Source organism: Pseudoclavibacter sp. RFBB5 (assembly GCF_002931555.1).
GTDB lineage: Bacteria > Actinomycetota > Actinomycetes > Actinomycetales > Microbacteriaceae > Pseudoclavibacter.
This window is the reverse complement of the sequence record NZ_PSTZ01000007.1, coordinates 934,006-948,711: the sequence shown is the minus strand read 5'-3', so window position 1 is coordinate 948,711 and position 14,706 is coordinate 934,006. Positions and strand designations below refer to the sequence as shown.

Annotated in this window: 12 protein-coding genes; 10 read left to right on the top strand and 2 right to left on the bottom strand. The window is 68.3% G+C overall.

Annotated features, from left to right (window positions below):
• Positions 1 to 23: 23 nt before the first annotated feature.
• From C5B97_RS12410 to C5B97_RS12380, 7 genes are all read left to right on the top strand, one after another.
• Positions 24 to 1,274 (top strand): NAD(P)/FAD-dependent oxidoreductase, encoded by a 1,251-nt coding sequence (locus tag C5B97_RS12410; protein WP_104312313.1) that lies wholly within the window; start codon positions 24 to 26, stop codon positions 1,272 to 1,274.
• Complete coding sequence (locus tag C5B97_RS12405; RefSeq protein ID WP_104312312.1) at positions 1,267 to 2,886, top strand: cryptochrome/photolyase family protein; 1,620 nt, start codon at positions 1,267 to 1,269, stop codon at positions 2,884 to 2,886. The genes C5B97_RS12410 and C5B97_RS12405 overlap by 8 nt, the downstream gene beginning before the upstream one ends.
• An 88-nt stretch (positions 2,887 to 2,974) precedes the next feature.
• Positions 2,975 to 3,385 (top strand): VOC family protein, encoded by a 411-nt coding sequence (locus tag C5B97_RS12400; protein WP_104312311.1) that lies wholly within the window; start codon positions 2,975 to 2,977, stop codon positions 3,383 to 3,385.
• Positions 3,386 to 3,504: 119 nt separating this feature from the next.
• Complete coding sequence (locus C5B97_RS12395) at positions 3,505 to 4,905, top strand: MFS transporter (RefSeq protein ID WP_104312310.1); 1,401 nt, start codon at positions 3,505 to 3,507, stop codon at positions 4,903 to 4,905.
• Positions 4,906 to 4,970: 65 nt separating this feature from the next.
• A complete protein-coding gene (locus tag C5B97_RS12390) occupies positions 4,971 to 5,399 on the top strand; it encodes a Rieske (2Fe-2S) protein (RefSeq protein WP_104312309.1) in 429 nt (142 codons plus the stop codon).
• Entirely contained in the window at positions 5,396 to 7,528 is a 2,133-nt protein-coding gene (gene malQ, locus C5B97_RS12385; protein ID WP_104312308.1) for a 4-alpha-glucanotransferase, read from the top strand. The genes C5B97_RS12390 and malQ overlap by 4 nt, the downstream gene beginning before the upstream one ends.
• Positions 7,529 to 7,532: 4 nt before the next feature.
• Positions 7,533 to 8,213, top strand: coding sequence for a hypothetical protein (locus C5B97_RS12380; protein WP_104312307.1), 681 nt, complete (start codon positions 7,533 to 7,535; stop codon positions 8,211 to 8,213).
• 22 nt (positions 8,214 to 8,235) lie between these two features.
• Here C5B97_RS12380 and C5B97_RS12375 read toward each other — a convergent pair whose 3' ends face one another.
• Positions 8,236 to 9,042, bottom strand: a complete 807-nt coding sequence (locus C5B97_RS12375; protein WP_104312306.1) for a CPBP family intramembrane glutamic endopeptidase — start codon at positions 9,040 to 9,042, stop codon at positions 8,236 to 8,238.
• Positions 9,043 to 9,229: 187 nt separating this feature from the next.
• Here C5B97_RS12375 and C5B97_RS12370 point away from each other — a divergent pair, with 187 nt between their 5' ends.
• The 3 genes from C5B97_RS12370 to C5B97_RS12360 all read left to right on the top strand — a co-directional run bounded on the left by C5B97_RS12370 (position 9,230) and on the right by C5B97_RS12360 (position 13,981).
• Positions 9,230 to 11,098: an ABC transporter family substrate-binding protein gene (locus C5B97_RS12370; protein ID WP_104312305.1), complete on the top strand. Its 1,869-nt coding sequence runs from the start codon at positions 9,230 to 9,232 to the stop codon at positions 11,096 to 11,098.
• A 154-nt stretch (positions 11,099 to 11,252) separates the two neighbouring features.
• A complete protein-coding gene (locus C5B97_RS12365) occupies positions 11,253 to 12,827 on the top strand; it encodes an ABC transporter permease (RefSeq protein WP_104312304.1) in 1,575 nt (524 codons plus the stop codon).
• Positions 12,828 to 12,841: 14 nt separating this feature from the next.
• Entirely contained in the window at positions 12,842 to 13,981 is a 1,140-nt protein-coding gene (locus C5B97_RS12360) for an ABC transporter permease (protein ID WP_104312303.1), read from the top strand.
• 44 nt (positions 13,982 to 14,025) lie between these two features.
• On the opposite strand, the gene C5B97_RS12355 is transcribed toward C5B97_RS12360, so the two are convergent.
• A complete protein-coding gene (locus C5B97_RS12355; protein WP_146080811.1) occupies positions 14,026 to 14,631 on the bottom strand; it encodes a hypothetical protein in 606 nt (201 codons plus the stop codon).
• Positions 14,632 to 14,706: the final 75 nt, after the last annotated feature.

Genomic DNA, 14,706 nt, shown 5'->3' with positions numbered 1-14,706 from the left:
CGAAGCCCATCGAACGGAGCCATATGGACACGGACGTCGTCGTCATCGGAGCAGGGCTCGCCGGCCTCAGGGCCGCGCGGAGCCTCGAGGAGCGCGGGCGCAGCGTCGTTGTCCTCGAGTCGGAGGACGAGGTCGGCGGCAGAGTCGGCACGGACGCCATCGACGGCTTCCTCTGCGACCGCGGCTTCCAGGTCCTCAACCCCGCTTACCCGGCGTTGCGCGCCTCCGCGGACCTCGCTGCGCTCGACCTCAAGCGCTTCGGGGTCGGGGCCATCGTCCGTTCGGGGGAGCGGACGTCGACGCTCGCGCACCCGCTCCGCCATCCGCGGTTCGCGTTGCAGACGCTGCTCAGCGGGCACGTGCCGGTCTCCGACGTCCTGGCCCTCGCACGCTGGCTCGGCCCGACGCTTGCACACCCAGACCCGCAGGCTGCTGGGCCGGATACGACGCTCAGCGCCTCATTCGACGATGCGGGCCTCACCGGGCGGCTCCGACTCGACCTGCTCGACACGTTCCTCGCCGGAGTCCTGGCCGACAGCAGCGGAGGCAGCTCGGCGAACCACGTCAAGCAGCTCGTCCGCTACTTCGCGCTCGGCGCGCCAGGGCTCCCCGCCGACGGGATGCGCGCACTGCCTGCCCAGATCGCCGCCTCGCTGCACGAACCCGTCCGGCTCGGCACCGCCGCGCGGGAGGTGACCGAGACCGGGGGTGGCGTGCGGGTCGTCACCGACCGCGGGACGATCCTCGCCCGAGCCGCGATCGTCGCGGTCGCCCCGAACGACCTCCCTGCGCTGACCGGCCAGACGGCTCCGAAGACGCACGGCCTGACAACATGGTGGTTCCGGGCCACGGGGACGCCGCGAACCGGGCCGTTCCTCCTTCTGGATGCCTCGAACATAGGCGGCGGGCCGGCCGGGCCGATCTGGAACACCGCCGTCATCTCGGAGGTGGCCCCTTCCTACGCCCCGGCCGGACAGCACCTCGTGCAGGCGACCACCCTCCTCGACCGCCTGGACGGACTCGCGAGCGAAGCGGACGTCAGACGCGACCTCGCCCGTCTATACGGCACGCCCACCGACGGCTGGGAGGTGCTCGCGCACCACGTCATCCCGCACACCCTCCCCGCCCAGCCACCGCCCCTCGTCGACCGCGGGCCGGAGAGAGTCGGAGAGCGGCTCATCGTGACGGGCGACCACCGCGAGACAGGGTCCATCCAAGGTGCGCTGGTCGCCGGAAACCGGGCCGCAGACGCCACCGTCGAGCTCCTTGGCTGAACCGAGAGCGGCAGGGCGGGAGCTGCGGCTCGTCCTGCCCCACCAGCTGTTCGAGGCGCACTTCGCCGAGCCGACCGGAACCGTGTTCGTGCTCATCGAACACGATCTCCTCTTCCGCCAATACGCCTTCCACTCGCACAAGCTGGTCCTGCACCGAGCATCCATGTCCCGGTTCGCGCAGCGTCTCCGCGTTGCAGGGCACGTCGTCGAGTACCTGGAGAGCGACGCGGCTGCTCCCTCCGGCCAGCAGGTGGCCGCGCTCGTCCGCCGACACTCGCCGACCCGGGTGACGTGGTTCGACGTCGTCGACGACTGGCTTGAACGCGACCTGACCCGGGCACTGGCAGCAGGGGGCTACGCCGCGGCTGCGGACGACGAACTCGAGACGCCGAACTTCCTCACCGACCGGGCGCAGCTGGACTCCTGGTTCGCGCACAACGAATCACGCATGCACGAGTTCTACATCTGGCAGCGTCGCAGACTCGGCATCCTCCTCGACGGCGACGGCCCATGCGGCGGCCGCTGGTCGTTCGATGCGGACAACCGCAAGCGCGTGCCGAGGGGATACGTGCCGCCGACGGTCTCGCGCTTCCGCGGACACCCGAGCGTGCATCCCCAGGGCGCCTTCGACCTGGACGCACTCATGTCTCCCACCCCGCCATCAGATGGCCGCGACGAAGGGAAGGAACAGGTCGAACTCGCCGTCGCCTGGGTTCGCGAGGAGTTCCCCCACGCCCCGGGCGACCCGACGACGTTCGCCTGGCCGACGACCGCGGACGAGGCGCGCGAGCACCTCCGAGAATTCGTCCGCACGCGCCTCGACGACTTCGGCCCGTACGAGGACGCGATCTCCGCGGAGCATCCCTTCCTCAACCACAGCCTGCTCACGCCAGCACTCAACATCGGTCTGCTCGACCCGCGCGAGGTGCTGCAGATGACGCTCTCGAGCGCCCGCGCGGACACACCCCTCGCCTCCCTCGAGGGCTTCGTGCGTCAGGTGATCGGGTGGAGGGAGTACATGCGGGCCACCTACCGGCTCCGTGGCCGGGAACTCCGGACATCGAACGTCCTCGGACACACGAATCGCCTGGGGCGCGGATGGTGGACCGCCAGCACCGGACTGGACCCCGTCGACCTCGTCATCCGTCGCGTCCTCGCGACCGGGTACGCCCACCACATCGAACGCCTCATGGTGCTCGGCAACGCGATGTCACTGCTCCGCATCCACCCGGACGACGTCTACCGGTGGTTCATGGAGCAGTTCGTGGACGCCTACGACTGGGTCATGGTGCCGAACGTCTACGCCATGAGCCAGTTCGCGGCCGGCGAGACGGTGACCACCAAGCCCTACGTCTCCGGCAGCAACTACCTGCGGAAGATGTCCGACCTTCCTTCGGGGGCGTGGACTGAAGCCTGGGATGCCCTGTACTGGGACTTCGTCGCCCACCACCGGGCGGTCTTCGCCCGCAACCCGCGCACCCAGATGACGATCGCGCTCCTCCAGAACATGGAGCCGGAGACGCTCGCACGACACCGTGCTCGAGCGCAGGGACTCCTGCAGGACCCCGACAAAACCCCGCTCGTGATCGGGACGACCCGCGACGCCACGTGACGCGCTTCCGGTGGACTGCTCGGACTCCTATGATCGGGCTACGACGCGTAATCCGTCGTCACATGTCTCGAGTGCAAAGGAGCCCATCATGGGCGTATCCATGGTCTTCCCGAACCTGCCCGTCGCCGACGTCAAGGCGGCAACCGACTTCTACGTCGGACTTGGCTTCACCATCAACCCGATGTTCTCCGACGACAGCACCAGCTGCGTCGTCGTCAACGACCAGGTCGCGATCATGCTGCTGCAGACCGAGCGGTTCCAGGGCTTCCTGCCGGAGGGCGCGGAGACCATCGTGGGCGGAAACCGACACGAGAGCACGACCGCGCTCCTCCTCGGCAGCACCGAGGAAGTCGACGAGATCACGGCCAAGGCGGAGGCTGGTGGGGGCAGAATCCACCGTCCGGCTGAGGCGAACGAGTTCGGGATGTACGGCTCAGCGTTCGACGACCTCGACGGCCACCTGTGGGAGGTCTTCTACATGGCGTCCCCTGAGGCCTGACTCGCAGAGAGCGCTGCTCCGCGGGCCTCCGTTGCGCAATGCGGCAGCGGGGCTGGTGGAGCCGTTTCCTGTCTGGCACGGTTAGTCGTCCCCTCCACCCCGCACCCTTGGATACGCACATGACCGAGCGCACCCCGGCTGACCGCCACGCCGCAGCGACAGAGCAGGCGGCGCCCACGCGCAATCAGCGCCTCGATCGCCTCCCGTTCACCGGCAGGCACCGCAAGCTCCTGTTCGGGTCCGGCATCGGCTGGGCGCTCGACGCCATGGACGTGAGCCTCATCTCGTTCGTCATGGCCGCGCTCGCGGTGCAGTGGAGCCTCGACGCGACGACGCTGTCGTTCATCGCCTCGATCGGCTTCGTCGGCATGGCGATCGGCGCGAGCGTCGGCGGACTGCTCGCCGACAAGCTCGGGCGGCGTCAGGTGTTCGCGGCGACCCTCCTCATCTACGGTCTCGCCACGGGTGCCTCCGCGCTCGCGGCGTCGGTGGGCGCGCTCATGGTGCTGCGCTTCATCGTCGGTCTGGGGCTCGGCGCCGAGCTTCCCGTCGCCTCGACGCTCGTGAGCGAGTACGCGCCGAAGCGCATCCGCGGACGGGTCGTCGTGCTGCTCGAGGCGTTCTGGGCTGTCGGCTGGATCGGCGCCGCCCTCATCGGGGCCTTCATCATCCCGCTGTCGGCGGATGGATGGCGCTGGGCCCTCCTGACGGGCCTCCTGCCTGCCGTCTACGCGGTGGTCGTGCGGTTCGGGCTCCCCGAATCCGTCCGCTTCCTGGAGAGCAAGGGCAGGTACGCGGAGGCCGAGCGAGCGGTCCGGCAGTTCGAGGAGTCGGCTCGCGTCGATGCGCCCCCAGCGGCGGGTATCGACGCGTCTGACCGCGGACACTCCGCAGCGCGAGCATCCGTGTCACCGGACTCCCAGCGGGCACGATGGCGCGACCTCTGGGCGCCGTCGCTGCGCCGACGGACGGCCGCCCTGTGGGCCGTATGGTTCTGCATCAACCTCAGCTACTACGGCGCGTTCATCTGGATTCCGAGCCTCCTCGTCGGCCAGGGTTTCACCCTCGTGAAGTCGTTCGAGTTCACGCTCATCATCACGCTGGCGCAGCTGCCCGGCTACTTCGTCGCGGCCTTCCTCATCGAGCGCATCGGCCGGCGTGCGACGCTCGCCATCTTCCTGCTCGGTTCCGCGTGTGCCGCGTTCTGGTTCGGCTTCGCGACGACCGAGGGCGCGATCCTCGCCGCGGGCATGTGCCTGTCCTTCTTCAACCTCGGCGCGTGGGGAGCGCTCTACGCGATCGGCCCCGAGCTCTATCCGACGAGGCTGCGCGCGTCGGGAACCGGGGCGGCCGCGGGCTTCGGCCGCATCGCGTCGATCATCGCGCCGCTGCTGGTGCCCGTCATGCTCGCGGGTGGTGGCAGCGTGCTCGTCTTCGGCGTGTTCGCCGCCGCGTTCCTGCTCGCCGCCGGTGCCGCATTCACCCTGCCGGAGCTCATGGGGCGGGAACTCGAAGAGTAGTCGACGCGGGGAGTGGCTCGCGCGCGCCGCGGCCCGCTCAGCCACGCGCCGACTAGCCTTGACGTGTGAGCGAACGACGAGATCCTTCACGACGCGGGGTCATACGGGGAAGCGCGGCTGTCGGCGGCGGAATCGCGACGGCGGCGCTGCTTGCCGCGTGCGGAGGCGACGACGCCGGTCGACAGGATGCGGATGCCACGTCGACGGTGAGCGGCGCCGTGCCCGTCGGCGACGTCCCGGTCGGAGGCGGGGTCGTCATCGCGGACACCGAGACGGTCATCACCCAGCCCGCCGCGGGTGAGTACTTCGGCTTCAGCTCGATCTGCACGCACCAGGGGTGCCCGGTCGCCACGGTGACCGCGGAGCACATCATCTGCCCCTGCCATTCGAGCCACTACGACACGAGGACCGGGGAGCCGGTTGCCGGACCGGCGGACCGGCCGCTCACCCCTCGCACCATCACCGTCACCGAAACTGAGGTCGAATACTCGTGAGCATCACCAATCTGACCGCGATCCGCGATCTCGCGACGGACGCGGGTCTCGAGGTCGAGTACTGGGGCTGGCGGGGCGAGAAGGAGCAGGTCGCGCCCGAGACGCTCGCGGCGGTCCTCGGCGCCCTCGGTCTCCCGGCATCCACCGACGAGGACGTCGCCGCCTCGGCCCGCGAGTTCGAGAACCGGCCGTGGCGTCGAGTGGTGCCGTCCTGCACGACGGTGCGGGAGGGCAGCGACGCCACGATCTTCGTCCACGTTCCTCACGGGAGCGCCGTCCAGGTCGACGTGCTCCTCGAAGACGGGTCGACTCGCAGCCTGCAGCAGGTCGAGAACTGGGTCGATCCGAAGGACCTCGACGGTGCGCTGATCGGTCGCGCGACGTTCGCGCTGCCCGCGGACCTGCCGACGGGCTGGCACGAGGTCGTCGCGAAGGTCGGGGACGACCTCTCGGAGCATGCGCCTGCTGGCACGCTGATCGTCGTGCCGACGAGGACGCCCTGGCCAGACGAGCGCTCGTGGGGGCTGTTCACCCAGCTCTACCAGCTTCGCTCGACCACGTCCTGGGGGATCGGCGATCTCCGGGACCTCGCCACGTTGACGGCCTGGGGTGCGCAGCGTGACGCGGACTTCGTGCTCGTCAACCCCCTCAACGCGAACCCTCCGGTGTCTCCCATGGAGCCGTCTCCGTACCTGCCGACCTCACGGCAGTTCGGCGACCCCCTGATCCTCACCGTCGACTGGGCGGCCGCCTTCGTCGCGCAGCGCACCGAGGTGCCGGCCGACACGGTGGAGCTGCTCTCGCGCCTTGCGGGCGAGGCGATCCTGGGCAACGGCGTCGACAGCATCGATCGTGACGCCGCCTGGGCGCTGAAGGAACCAGCGCTCCGTGCGCTCTTCGACGTCTGGCAGTCGGCGAATGTGATCGACGACGACTTCACGGAGTTCCGCAAGGAGGCCGGGGAGCCGCTCGAGCGGTTCGGTGTCTTCTGCGCCATCTCGCGCGTGCATGGGCGAGATGCTCGCAACTGGCCGAGTGAGCTGGCAACGGCGAACGGTGCTGACGTGCTCGACTTCGCGGCCGCTCACGCCGAGGACGCCGAGTTCTACGTCTGGCTGCAGTGTCTCCTGGAAGCGCAGGCGAGGCAGGTGCAGTCCGATGCGAGGTCGGCCGGCATGTCGATCGGCATCGTGCACGATCTGCCCGTCGGTGTGCACGCCGGTGGAGCTGATGCGTGGTCGTTCGGGGCTGCGATGGCCCGGGGCGTGACGGTCGGCGTGCCGGCCGACCAGTACAACCAGTTCGGGCAGAACTGGTCGCAGCCGCCGTGGCGCCCCGACATGCTGGCCGAGCTCGGCTACGCGCCGTACCGGGACATGCTGCGCGCCGTCTTCCGCAACGCTGGCGCTGTGCGCATCGACCACATCCTGGGCTTCTTCCGCCTGTGGTGGATCCCGGAGGGCAACACCGCGAAGGATGGCTGCTTCGTGCGCACCGACGCAGAGGCCATGCTGGGCATCCTCGCGCTCGAGGCGCAGCGAGCGGGCGCCGTGGTGATCGGCGAGGACCTCGGCACGGTTCCGCCGGAGGCCAGGGATGCGCTGGCCGAGCGCGGCATGCTCGGTGCCTCCGTCCTGTGGTTCGAATGGTCGGACGATGGGGTCCCGCTGGCCCCTGAGGACTACCGGCGCGCCTGTCTCGCGACGGTGACGACGCACGACCTCCCGCCGACGGCTGGGTTCCTCGCGCTCGAGCACCTCGACGTTCGAGAGCGCCTCGGGCTGCTCGAAGGTTCGGTCGAGGAGGCGCGGGCCGAGGAGACCGAGACGATCTCGAAGGTCGTCGACCGACTCCGGCGAGCTGGCCTGGTGGGGGAGGAGCCGAGCAACGAGGACATCGTCGTGGCGCTGCACGAGTACCTCTCGGGTTCGGCTGCCCAGCTGTTCGGTGTGGGTGTGTCCGATCTCGCGGGTGACCGCCGCGGCGTGAATCAGCCGGGCACCGCCGACGAGTATCCGAACTGGCGAGTGCCCATGACGGATGCCGAGGGCAGGCTGGTCTCGCTCGAAGCGCTCCTGGGCTCGCCGCTCGCCGCCCGGATCGCGGCGGCGTCGGGGAGAACCGAGTAGCGCGGTGAGGCTCTCCGGCGGGTGGCGGCCACGGGGTGTCCGCGGCCTCCTCCTGGCGTCGGCGCTCGGTGCGTCGCTGCTGCTCGCGGCGTGCGTTCCGCCGGTGGCCGCGACGCGCGAATCCGCTGATGCGGTGGCCGTCATCGCCACCCCGGGCGTCACCCAGACGCCGACGCCGACGGTCACCCCGATCAACGTGCAGGTCGTGGCCGCGCCACGAGTCGCGGAGAACGAGAACCCGAAGCCTGTCGACGGCGAGCTCAGGTTCACGAGGGGCCAGTGGGCGACGGTGCTCGGCGCGAGTGGCGAACCCGTCGGCCGCTTCACCATCGCGGGTGTGGCCTTCGACGTGCGGTGTCTCGAAGAGGAAGCTCCGAAAGCCGGCGGCAGCTACGTCGCGATCCAGCTGCAGGTCGAGGGATACGGGGCGCTCAGCGCCGAGGATGAGGAGGGTGCGTTCGCGCCCGTGTTCGCCTTCGACAGCCTTCGCCTGTTCGAGAAGAACGGCGACTCGAAGCTGGGGGCCTCGCTCGCGGACGACTGCATCGGGAGCTCCGTGCAGCAGCGCGAGTACGGGGTCGGCGCAGAGTCCGGGTACGTCGTGTTCGACGTTCCGAAGGAGCGCTTCGACGTGGTCTGGGAGTACGGCGACCAGTCGTTCCGGTTCGTGAATCTCACCGTCTGAGGGCTCCGCGACGTGACCGGTCTCAGGTGAAGAGCTGCGGGAGGAGCGCCGCGGCGAGGGGATAGCCGAGGAACGAGACGGCGTCGAGGATGAAGTGCGCGACGACGAGGCCGCCCACGCGCCCCTTGCGGAGGAACCACCAGGAGAGCAGCACGCCCATGGCGACGTTGCCGAGCGCCATTCCGGGGCCCTGATACAGGTGGTAGGAGCCGCGGAGGAGCGAGGACGCGACGATGATCTGCCAGGTCGCCCACCCCAGCTCGCGCAGGCGGGTCGCGAGATACCCGACGACGACGATCTCCTCCAGAAGCGCGGCACGCAGCGCCGCGAGCAGGAGCAGGATCACGGTCCACCACGTGATCTCCTGCGCGCTCGCCTCGACGGAGAGCGTGAGCCCGAGTGCCCTGGTCGCGAGGTAGAAGACGATGCCGGGCACGCCGACGCAGGCGGCTAGCAGAAGGCCCTGCCCGAGGTCGCCGAGGGGCTGCCTCGTGTCCAGGCCCAGCTTCCGGAAGCCCGAGACGGTGGGCGTCCAGAGCAGCCAGATCACCAGAGCGACGGGTACGAGGTCGGTGAGGATGCTCGAGAGCTGTAGGAGCGCGTCGAACAGTGGCCGCGCGTCGCGGGAAGCGTTCAGCGTCGTCGTCTGGTCGGCGAGTGCGGTAGCGCGCGTCGCACGATCCGCGAGGGAGATGATCGCGTACAGGCTCGACGGGATGATCGCGAGGGCCAGGACGATCCAGATCTCCCAGCGCAGCCGCGCGCGCGCGGAGCGGTCCAGTTCCTCCGGACCCTGGCTGACCGTAACGTCAATGCGCGAATGTGACATGTCCGCAGTCTACGAACGGCGAACGGCTTGTAAGAGTTGAACAAGACCCGTTTCGTGTGAGTAACGATCCCCTGAATTGGTGAAACCCCTCGCGCGAGGGGGCGTAGGTTCAACGGGTATTTGTCGATAATTCACAGAGTTCGTGGATGTTCGACGTTCACAGCCCCTGTTTCCCCAAGGAGGTCCTATGAGGACATCACGAGTTATCGCCGTGGGAGCCGTCGTCGCCACAAGCGCGTTGGTTCTCGCTGGCTGCTCTGCCCCGAATCGCGATCCGGAGATCGTCGGTGGCTCCGCCATCACGGTTGCATGGAACGACCCGTTCTTCGCGTTCAACGTGAACACCTCGGCCAACAACGCCGCGGCGAACGCCAACATCGTCCACGTCACGTCTGATGGCTTCATCGACTACGACCCGACCCCCGAGCTCGTGGAGAACACCGAGTTCGGCACGGTCGAAGAGGTCTCGACCGACCCGCTGACCATCAAGTACACGGTCAACGACGCGGTCACCTGGAGCGATGGCACGCCGTTCGACGGCGCCGACCTGCTGCTCACCTGGGCCGCCAACACCACGCACCGCGAAGCGGGCGAGGTGCCAGAGGCCGAGTACGACGACGAGGGCAACGTCACGAACCAGGACGCGATCGACGCGGCCGCGGACGCCGGTGTCTACTGGGGAACCGACCCGGCACCCGGTCTGCAGCTCGACCTCGCCTCGCAGGCTCCGACGCTCGCCGACGACAACAAGTCGTTCACGGTCGTCTACGACCAGCCGTACGCCGACTGGAAGACCATGTTTGCGCCGGACACGACGGCGATCTCGGCACACGGCACCGTCCAGCTCGCCTACCCGGGTGAGTACGACGACGCGCAGGCCGCGAAGGATGCCTTCATCACCGCGGTCAACGACAACAACAGCGAGTTCCTGAGCAAGGTCGCCTCCGCCTACCGCACCGGCTACGACTACACGTCGATGCCGGAGGAGCCGCAGAAGACCCTCTCCAACGGCCCGTACACGATCACGGATCTGGTCGAGAACCAGTACGTGACGCTCACGGCCCGCGAGGACTACACGTGGGGCCCGCTGCCGCACTACGAGACCATCACGATCCGCTTCATCCCGGACCCGCAGGCACAGGTGCAGGCGCTCCAGAACGGTGAGGTCCAGATCGTCTCCGGTCAGCCGACGACCGACCTCCTGCAGCAGCTCGAGGCCACCGAGGGCATCGAGTGGGAGTCCTCGCTCGAGGGCACCTACGAGCACGTCGACCTCCAGGTCGCCAACGGCGGTGTCTTCGACCCAGCCACGTACGGTGGCGACGAGGCCAAGGCCCAGCAGATCCGCGAGGCCTTCCTCCTCACGATCCCGCGTCAGGAGATCGTCGAGAAGCTCATCACGCCGATCGCCCCGGATGCGACCACGCGCGACTCGCTCGTGTTCCTTCCCGGCGCCGACGGCTACGAGGAGTCGGTCGCCGACAGCGGCGTCTCCCGCTACTCGGGCGACGACGCTGCCATCGAAGAGGCCAAGGGCCTCCTCGCGCAGGCTGGCGTGGCCAACCCCTCCGTCCGCTTCATGACGGCATCCACCAACCCGCGTCGTCAGCAGGAGCTGCAGCTCATCAAGGCCTCGGCCGAGAAGGCCGGCTTCACGATCGTCGACGCGAGCGCCGAGGACTGGTCCACCGTGCTCACGACGCAGACCGACGCCTACGACGCTGCCCTCTTCGGATGGCAGTCCGAGGGTCTCGGTGTCGGCGAGCCGTCCCCGAACTACATCACGGGCGGCATCAACAACTACTACGGCTGGAGCGACCCCGAGCTCGACCAGATCCTCAAGGACGTCGACGTCACGATCGACCCAGCCGAGGCTCAGGGCAAGCTCGTCGAGGCCGAGAAGATCATCATGGAAAACTCGTGGTCCGTGCCGATCTTCCAGTTCCCCGGTGTCGTCGCCTGGAGCGACGAGGTCGCGAACGTCAAGCCCGGGTTCCTCTCTCCCCAGTACTTCTGGAACGCCTGGGAGTGGGCACCCGTGGAAGCCGCTGAGTAGTCACACCAGCGTCGAGCTCTCGACGCGCTGACCGCTGCGCGGTCAGATCTAGCGACGGCGGGAGTACCGTAGTCTTCTCGACTGCGGGACTCCCGCCTCGTCTGTTCACGGCCACATCCCCGGCCGAATGCCCCTTCCAGAACAGGACCCATCTGTGCTGAGATTCACCCTCCGACGCCTCTTCGTGTCGATCTTCATCCTGCTGGGCGCGCTCTTCATCGTGTACAACCTCGTCGCGATCTCGAAGGACCCGCTCGCGGACATCTTGGAGTCCACGGCTCCCAACAAGGAGCAGCTCATCGCCGCGCGCGTGGAGCTCCTGCAACTGGATGTGCCAGCCCCCGCCCGCTTCTTCCTGTGGCTCGGCGGCATCCTCGGGTTCTTCATCCCGACCTTCGACGACCCGAACGGCCTGTTCGGCTTCCTCGGCAACAACTTCTCCATGGGCGTGAACATCGCCAACCAGGACGTCGGCCCGCTCATCGCCTCGGCGGTCGGCCAGACCCTGCAGCTCGTCACGGCCGCGACGCTCATCGCCGTCGTCATCGGCGTCGCCGTCGGTGTGACGACCGCCCTCCGCCAGTACTCCGGCTACGACTACACGGTCACGTTCCTGTCGTTCCTCACGTACTCGCTGCCGATCTTCTTCGTGGCCGTGCTGCTCAAGCAGTACATGGCCATCGGCTTCAACGACTTCCTGCAGGACCCCGAGATACCGATACCGCTGCTGGTGCTCATCGGCGTGATCATGGGCTTCATCTTCATGTCGATCATCGGAGGGCCCGCAAAGACGCGCGCCACCGTGTTCGGTGCTGGTGCCGTCGGCACGATCGCGATCCTGTTCGGGATGGAGCTGCTCGACTGGTTCCGCAACCCCGGGCTCGGCACGGTGCTCATCATCGTGCTCGGCCTCGCCACGGTGCTGCTGACCGCCGCGCTCACGGTGGGCCTCTCGCACCGTCGCAACCTCATCGTCACCGGTGCCGTCGCGGTCGTCGGGGGAGCGCTCTGGTACCCGCTGCAGTTCGCGATGACCAACGAGATCGGCGCCTGGTTCCCCATCGCCCTCATCGTGGTCTTCACGGTCATCGCCTGGTTCGTCGGCAAGTACTTCGGAGGCCTCGACAAGCGCAACGTGGCGAGCAACGCCGCCATCGTCGGCTTCGTCGTGTCGCTGCTGCTCGTCATCGACCGCGTCATGCAGACCTGGTCCGGCTACTACGACCAGACCGGCGGCCGTCCGATCGCGACCGTCGGAGCATCCAGCCCGCAGCTCGGCTCCGACCCGTCGATCTGGCTGCAGATGCTGGACGGCTTCACGCACCTCCTGCTGCCGACGATCGCCATCATGGTCATCTCCATCGCGAGCTACAGCCGCTACTCGCGCTCCAGCCTGCTCGAGATCATGAACCAGGACTACGTCCGCACGGCACGCGCGAAGGGCCTCCCCGAGCGCACCGTGGTCATGCGCCACGCGCTGCGCAACTCGCTCATCCCGATCACCACGATCGTGGCCGCCGACGTCGGCGCCATCATCTCGGGAGCGATCGTCACCGAGCAGATCTTCGGCTGGCGCGCGATGGGATCGATCTTCTCCGAGTCGCTGCGCAACGTCGACCTGAACCCGCTCATGGGCTACATCCTCGTGACCGCGGCGCTCACCGTGATCTTCAACCTGATCGCCGACATCCTGTACTCCGTTCTCGACCCGCGAATCCGCCTGAGCTGAGAGAGGGCTGAGCTATGACGACTCCGAACTTCACCGAGATCACCGCCCCGCAGCCTCACGGCCCCGGCGACGAGCTGACCATCGAGCAACGTGAGACCATCGGCCTCAGCCAGGGCCAGATCGTGTGGCGGCGCTTCGTGCGCCACACGGGTGCCATGGTGTCCACCGCCGTCCTCCTGGTCATCGTGCTGCTCGTCTTCACGTCCGTCGGCATCGTCGTGCCGTGGTGGGACTTCTCCGAGGGCAAGTTCACGCAGATCCAGGTCTCGGGCTGGTGGGCCTACGACTGGAACTCCATCGCGCCGATCGTGAACGGCGGCAATCCGACCTTCGTGAGCCTCTTCGACTGGGGCTCGCATCCGTTCGGTCAGGACGAGATCGGCCGCGACATCTTCGCCCGCGTCATGCGCGGCACGCAGCAGTCGCTGACGGTCATGTTCATCTACGGCATCCTCGCAGCGGTCATCGGCATCATCGTCGGCGGCATCGCGGGCTACTACCGCGGTTGGGTCGACAACGTGCTCATGCGCGTCACCGACCTCTTCCTCGTCATCCCGACGCTCGTCTTCGCGGCCGTCCTCGGACAGCTCGCTGGACAGAACGAGGTGCTCCGGGCCTACGGCGCCGTCTCGCTCGCCGTCGTCCTCGGCCTCGTCGGCTGGATGTCCCTCGCCCGCCTGGTTCGCGGCGAGTTCCTCACCCTTCGCGAGCGCGAGTTCGTGGACGCTGCGCGCGTCGCCGGCGCCTCCGGCCGGCGCATCATCTTCCGCCACATCCTGCCGAACGCTCTCGGCGTGGTGATCGTCTCGACGACCCTGCTGATGAGCGCCGCCATCATCCTCGAGGCGAACCTCTCGTTCTTGGGCTTCGGCATCCAGCCGCCCGACGTGTCGCTCGGCCAGATCGTGCAGGAGTACCAGGGCGCGTTCGCCACCCGTCCGTGGCTGTTCTGGTTCCCCGGCGCCTTCATCGTGGCGATCGCCCTGTGCATCAACTTCATCGGCGACGGCCTGCGAGACGCCTTCGACCCGCGTCAGCGCAAGATCCCGGGCAACGGCACCTGGTCGCGCATGTGGCGCACGCTCACCTCGCGCGACGGCCGTCCGACCAAGGGCGACGCGGCTGACCGCGACTTGAGCAAGGCGGATGCGTGACGGTCCTCGTCGCAGAGCGCGCCGGGTCGCTGGCCCCTGTGGGGCTAGAACGCGAAGAGCGCGCCGACGACCAGCAGGGTGGTGATCAGCACCACCGTGTTCGCCACGTTCTGCGTGCGCACGACCGGGGCGAGCGGGGCTCCGGCCTCACGCTGCTGCTGGGCCCTGCGGTGCGTGAGGTTCACGGCCGCGTCTCCCGAGTACGTGCCGGGAGCGGCGCTCGTGCGGATGCTCTGCGACTCGTCGGTGAGTCGGCGAGGATCCTTCCACAGGAGCGGGTCGCGCGGGTCCATTCGCTCAGCGCTGAGCCGGTCGGGCGGGGGAGCGGCCCACGCGCTGACCTTGCCCTCCGGCGTGGTGACGGTGAAGCCGCGCGTCGTCTCGACCAGCTCGATGTGGCCGTATGGCACGACCGTCTTCTTGAGGGGGTTGTTCACCTCGAGCGCATCATCGGTGAAGACGACGCTCGGGCTCACGAGGGTGATCCACCCGACGCCGAGCGCCAGGATGGGCAGCGGCAGCACCGAGAGCAGGTGGCGGCCGGCACCGGGCGTCACCGCCACGGAGATGACGGCGACCAGCGCCATGGCGGTGATGACGCCGTAGACGACAAGACCCATGCGGGGGCGGAGAACTGTTCGCTCGGACACGAGCCAAGTGTCGCAGACGAATCCCGTCCCACCGCGGTGAGCGGACCGGCAGTCGGTCCGCTCGCACCTCAGACT

What these genes read in the sequence shown, in the direction of transcription:
- C5B97_RS12410 (WP_104312313.1), top strand. Translation starts at nt 24, where the DNA reads ATGGACACGGACGTCGTCGTCATCGGAGCAGGGCTCGCCGGCCTCAGG.
- C5B97_RS12400 (WP_104312311.1), top strand. Translation starts at nt 2,975, where the DNA reads ATGGGCGTATCCATGGTCTTCCCGAACCTGCCCGTCGCCGACGTCAAG.
- C5B97_RS12395 (WP_104312310.1), top strand. Translation starts at nt 3,505, where the DNA reads ATGACCGAGCGCACCCCGGCTGACCGCCACGCCGCAGCGACAGAGCAG.
- C5B97_RS12375 (WP_104312306.1), bottom strand. Translation starts at nt 9,042, where the DNA reads ATGTCACATTCGCGCATTGACGTTACGGTCAGCCAGGGTCCGGAGGAA.
- C5B97_RS12370 (WP_104312305.1), top strand. Translation starts at nt 9,230, where the DNA reads ATGAGGACATCACGAGTTATCGCCGTGGGAGCCGTCGTCGCCACAAGC.
- C5B97_RS12360 (WP_104312303.1), top strand. Translation starts at nt 12,842, where the DNA reads ATGACGACTCCGAACTTCACCGAGATCACCGCCCCGCAGCCTCACGGC.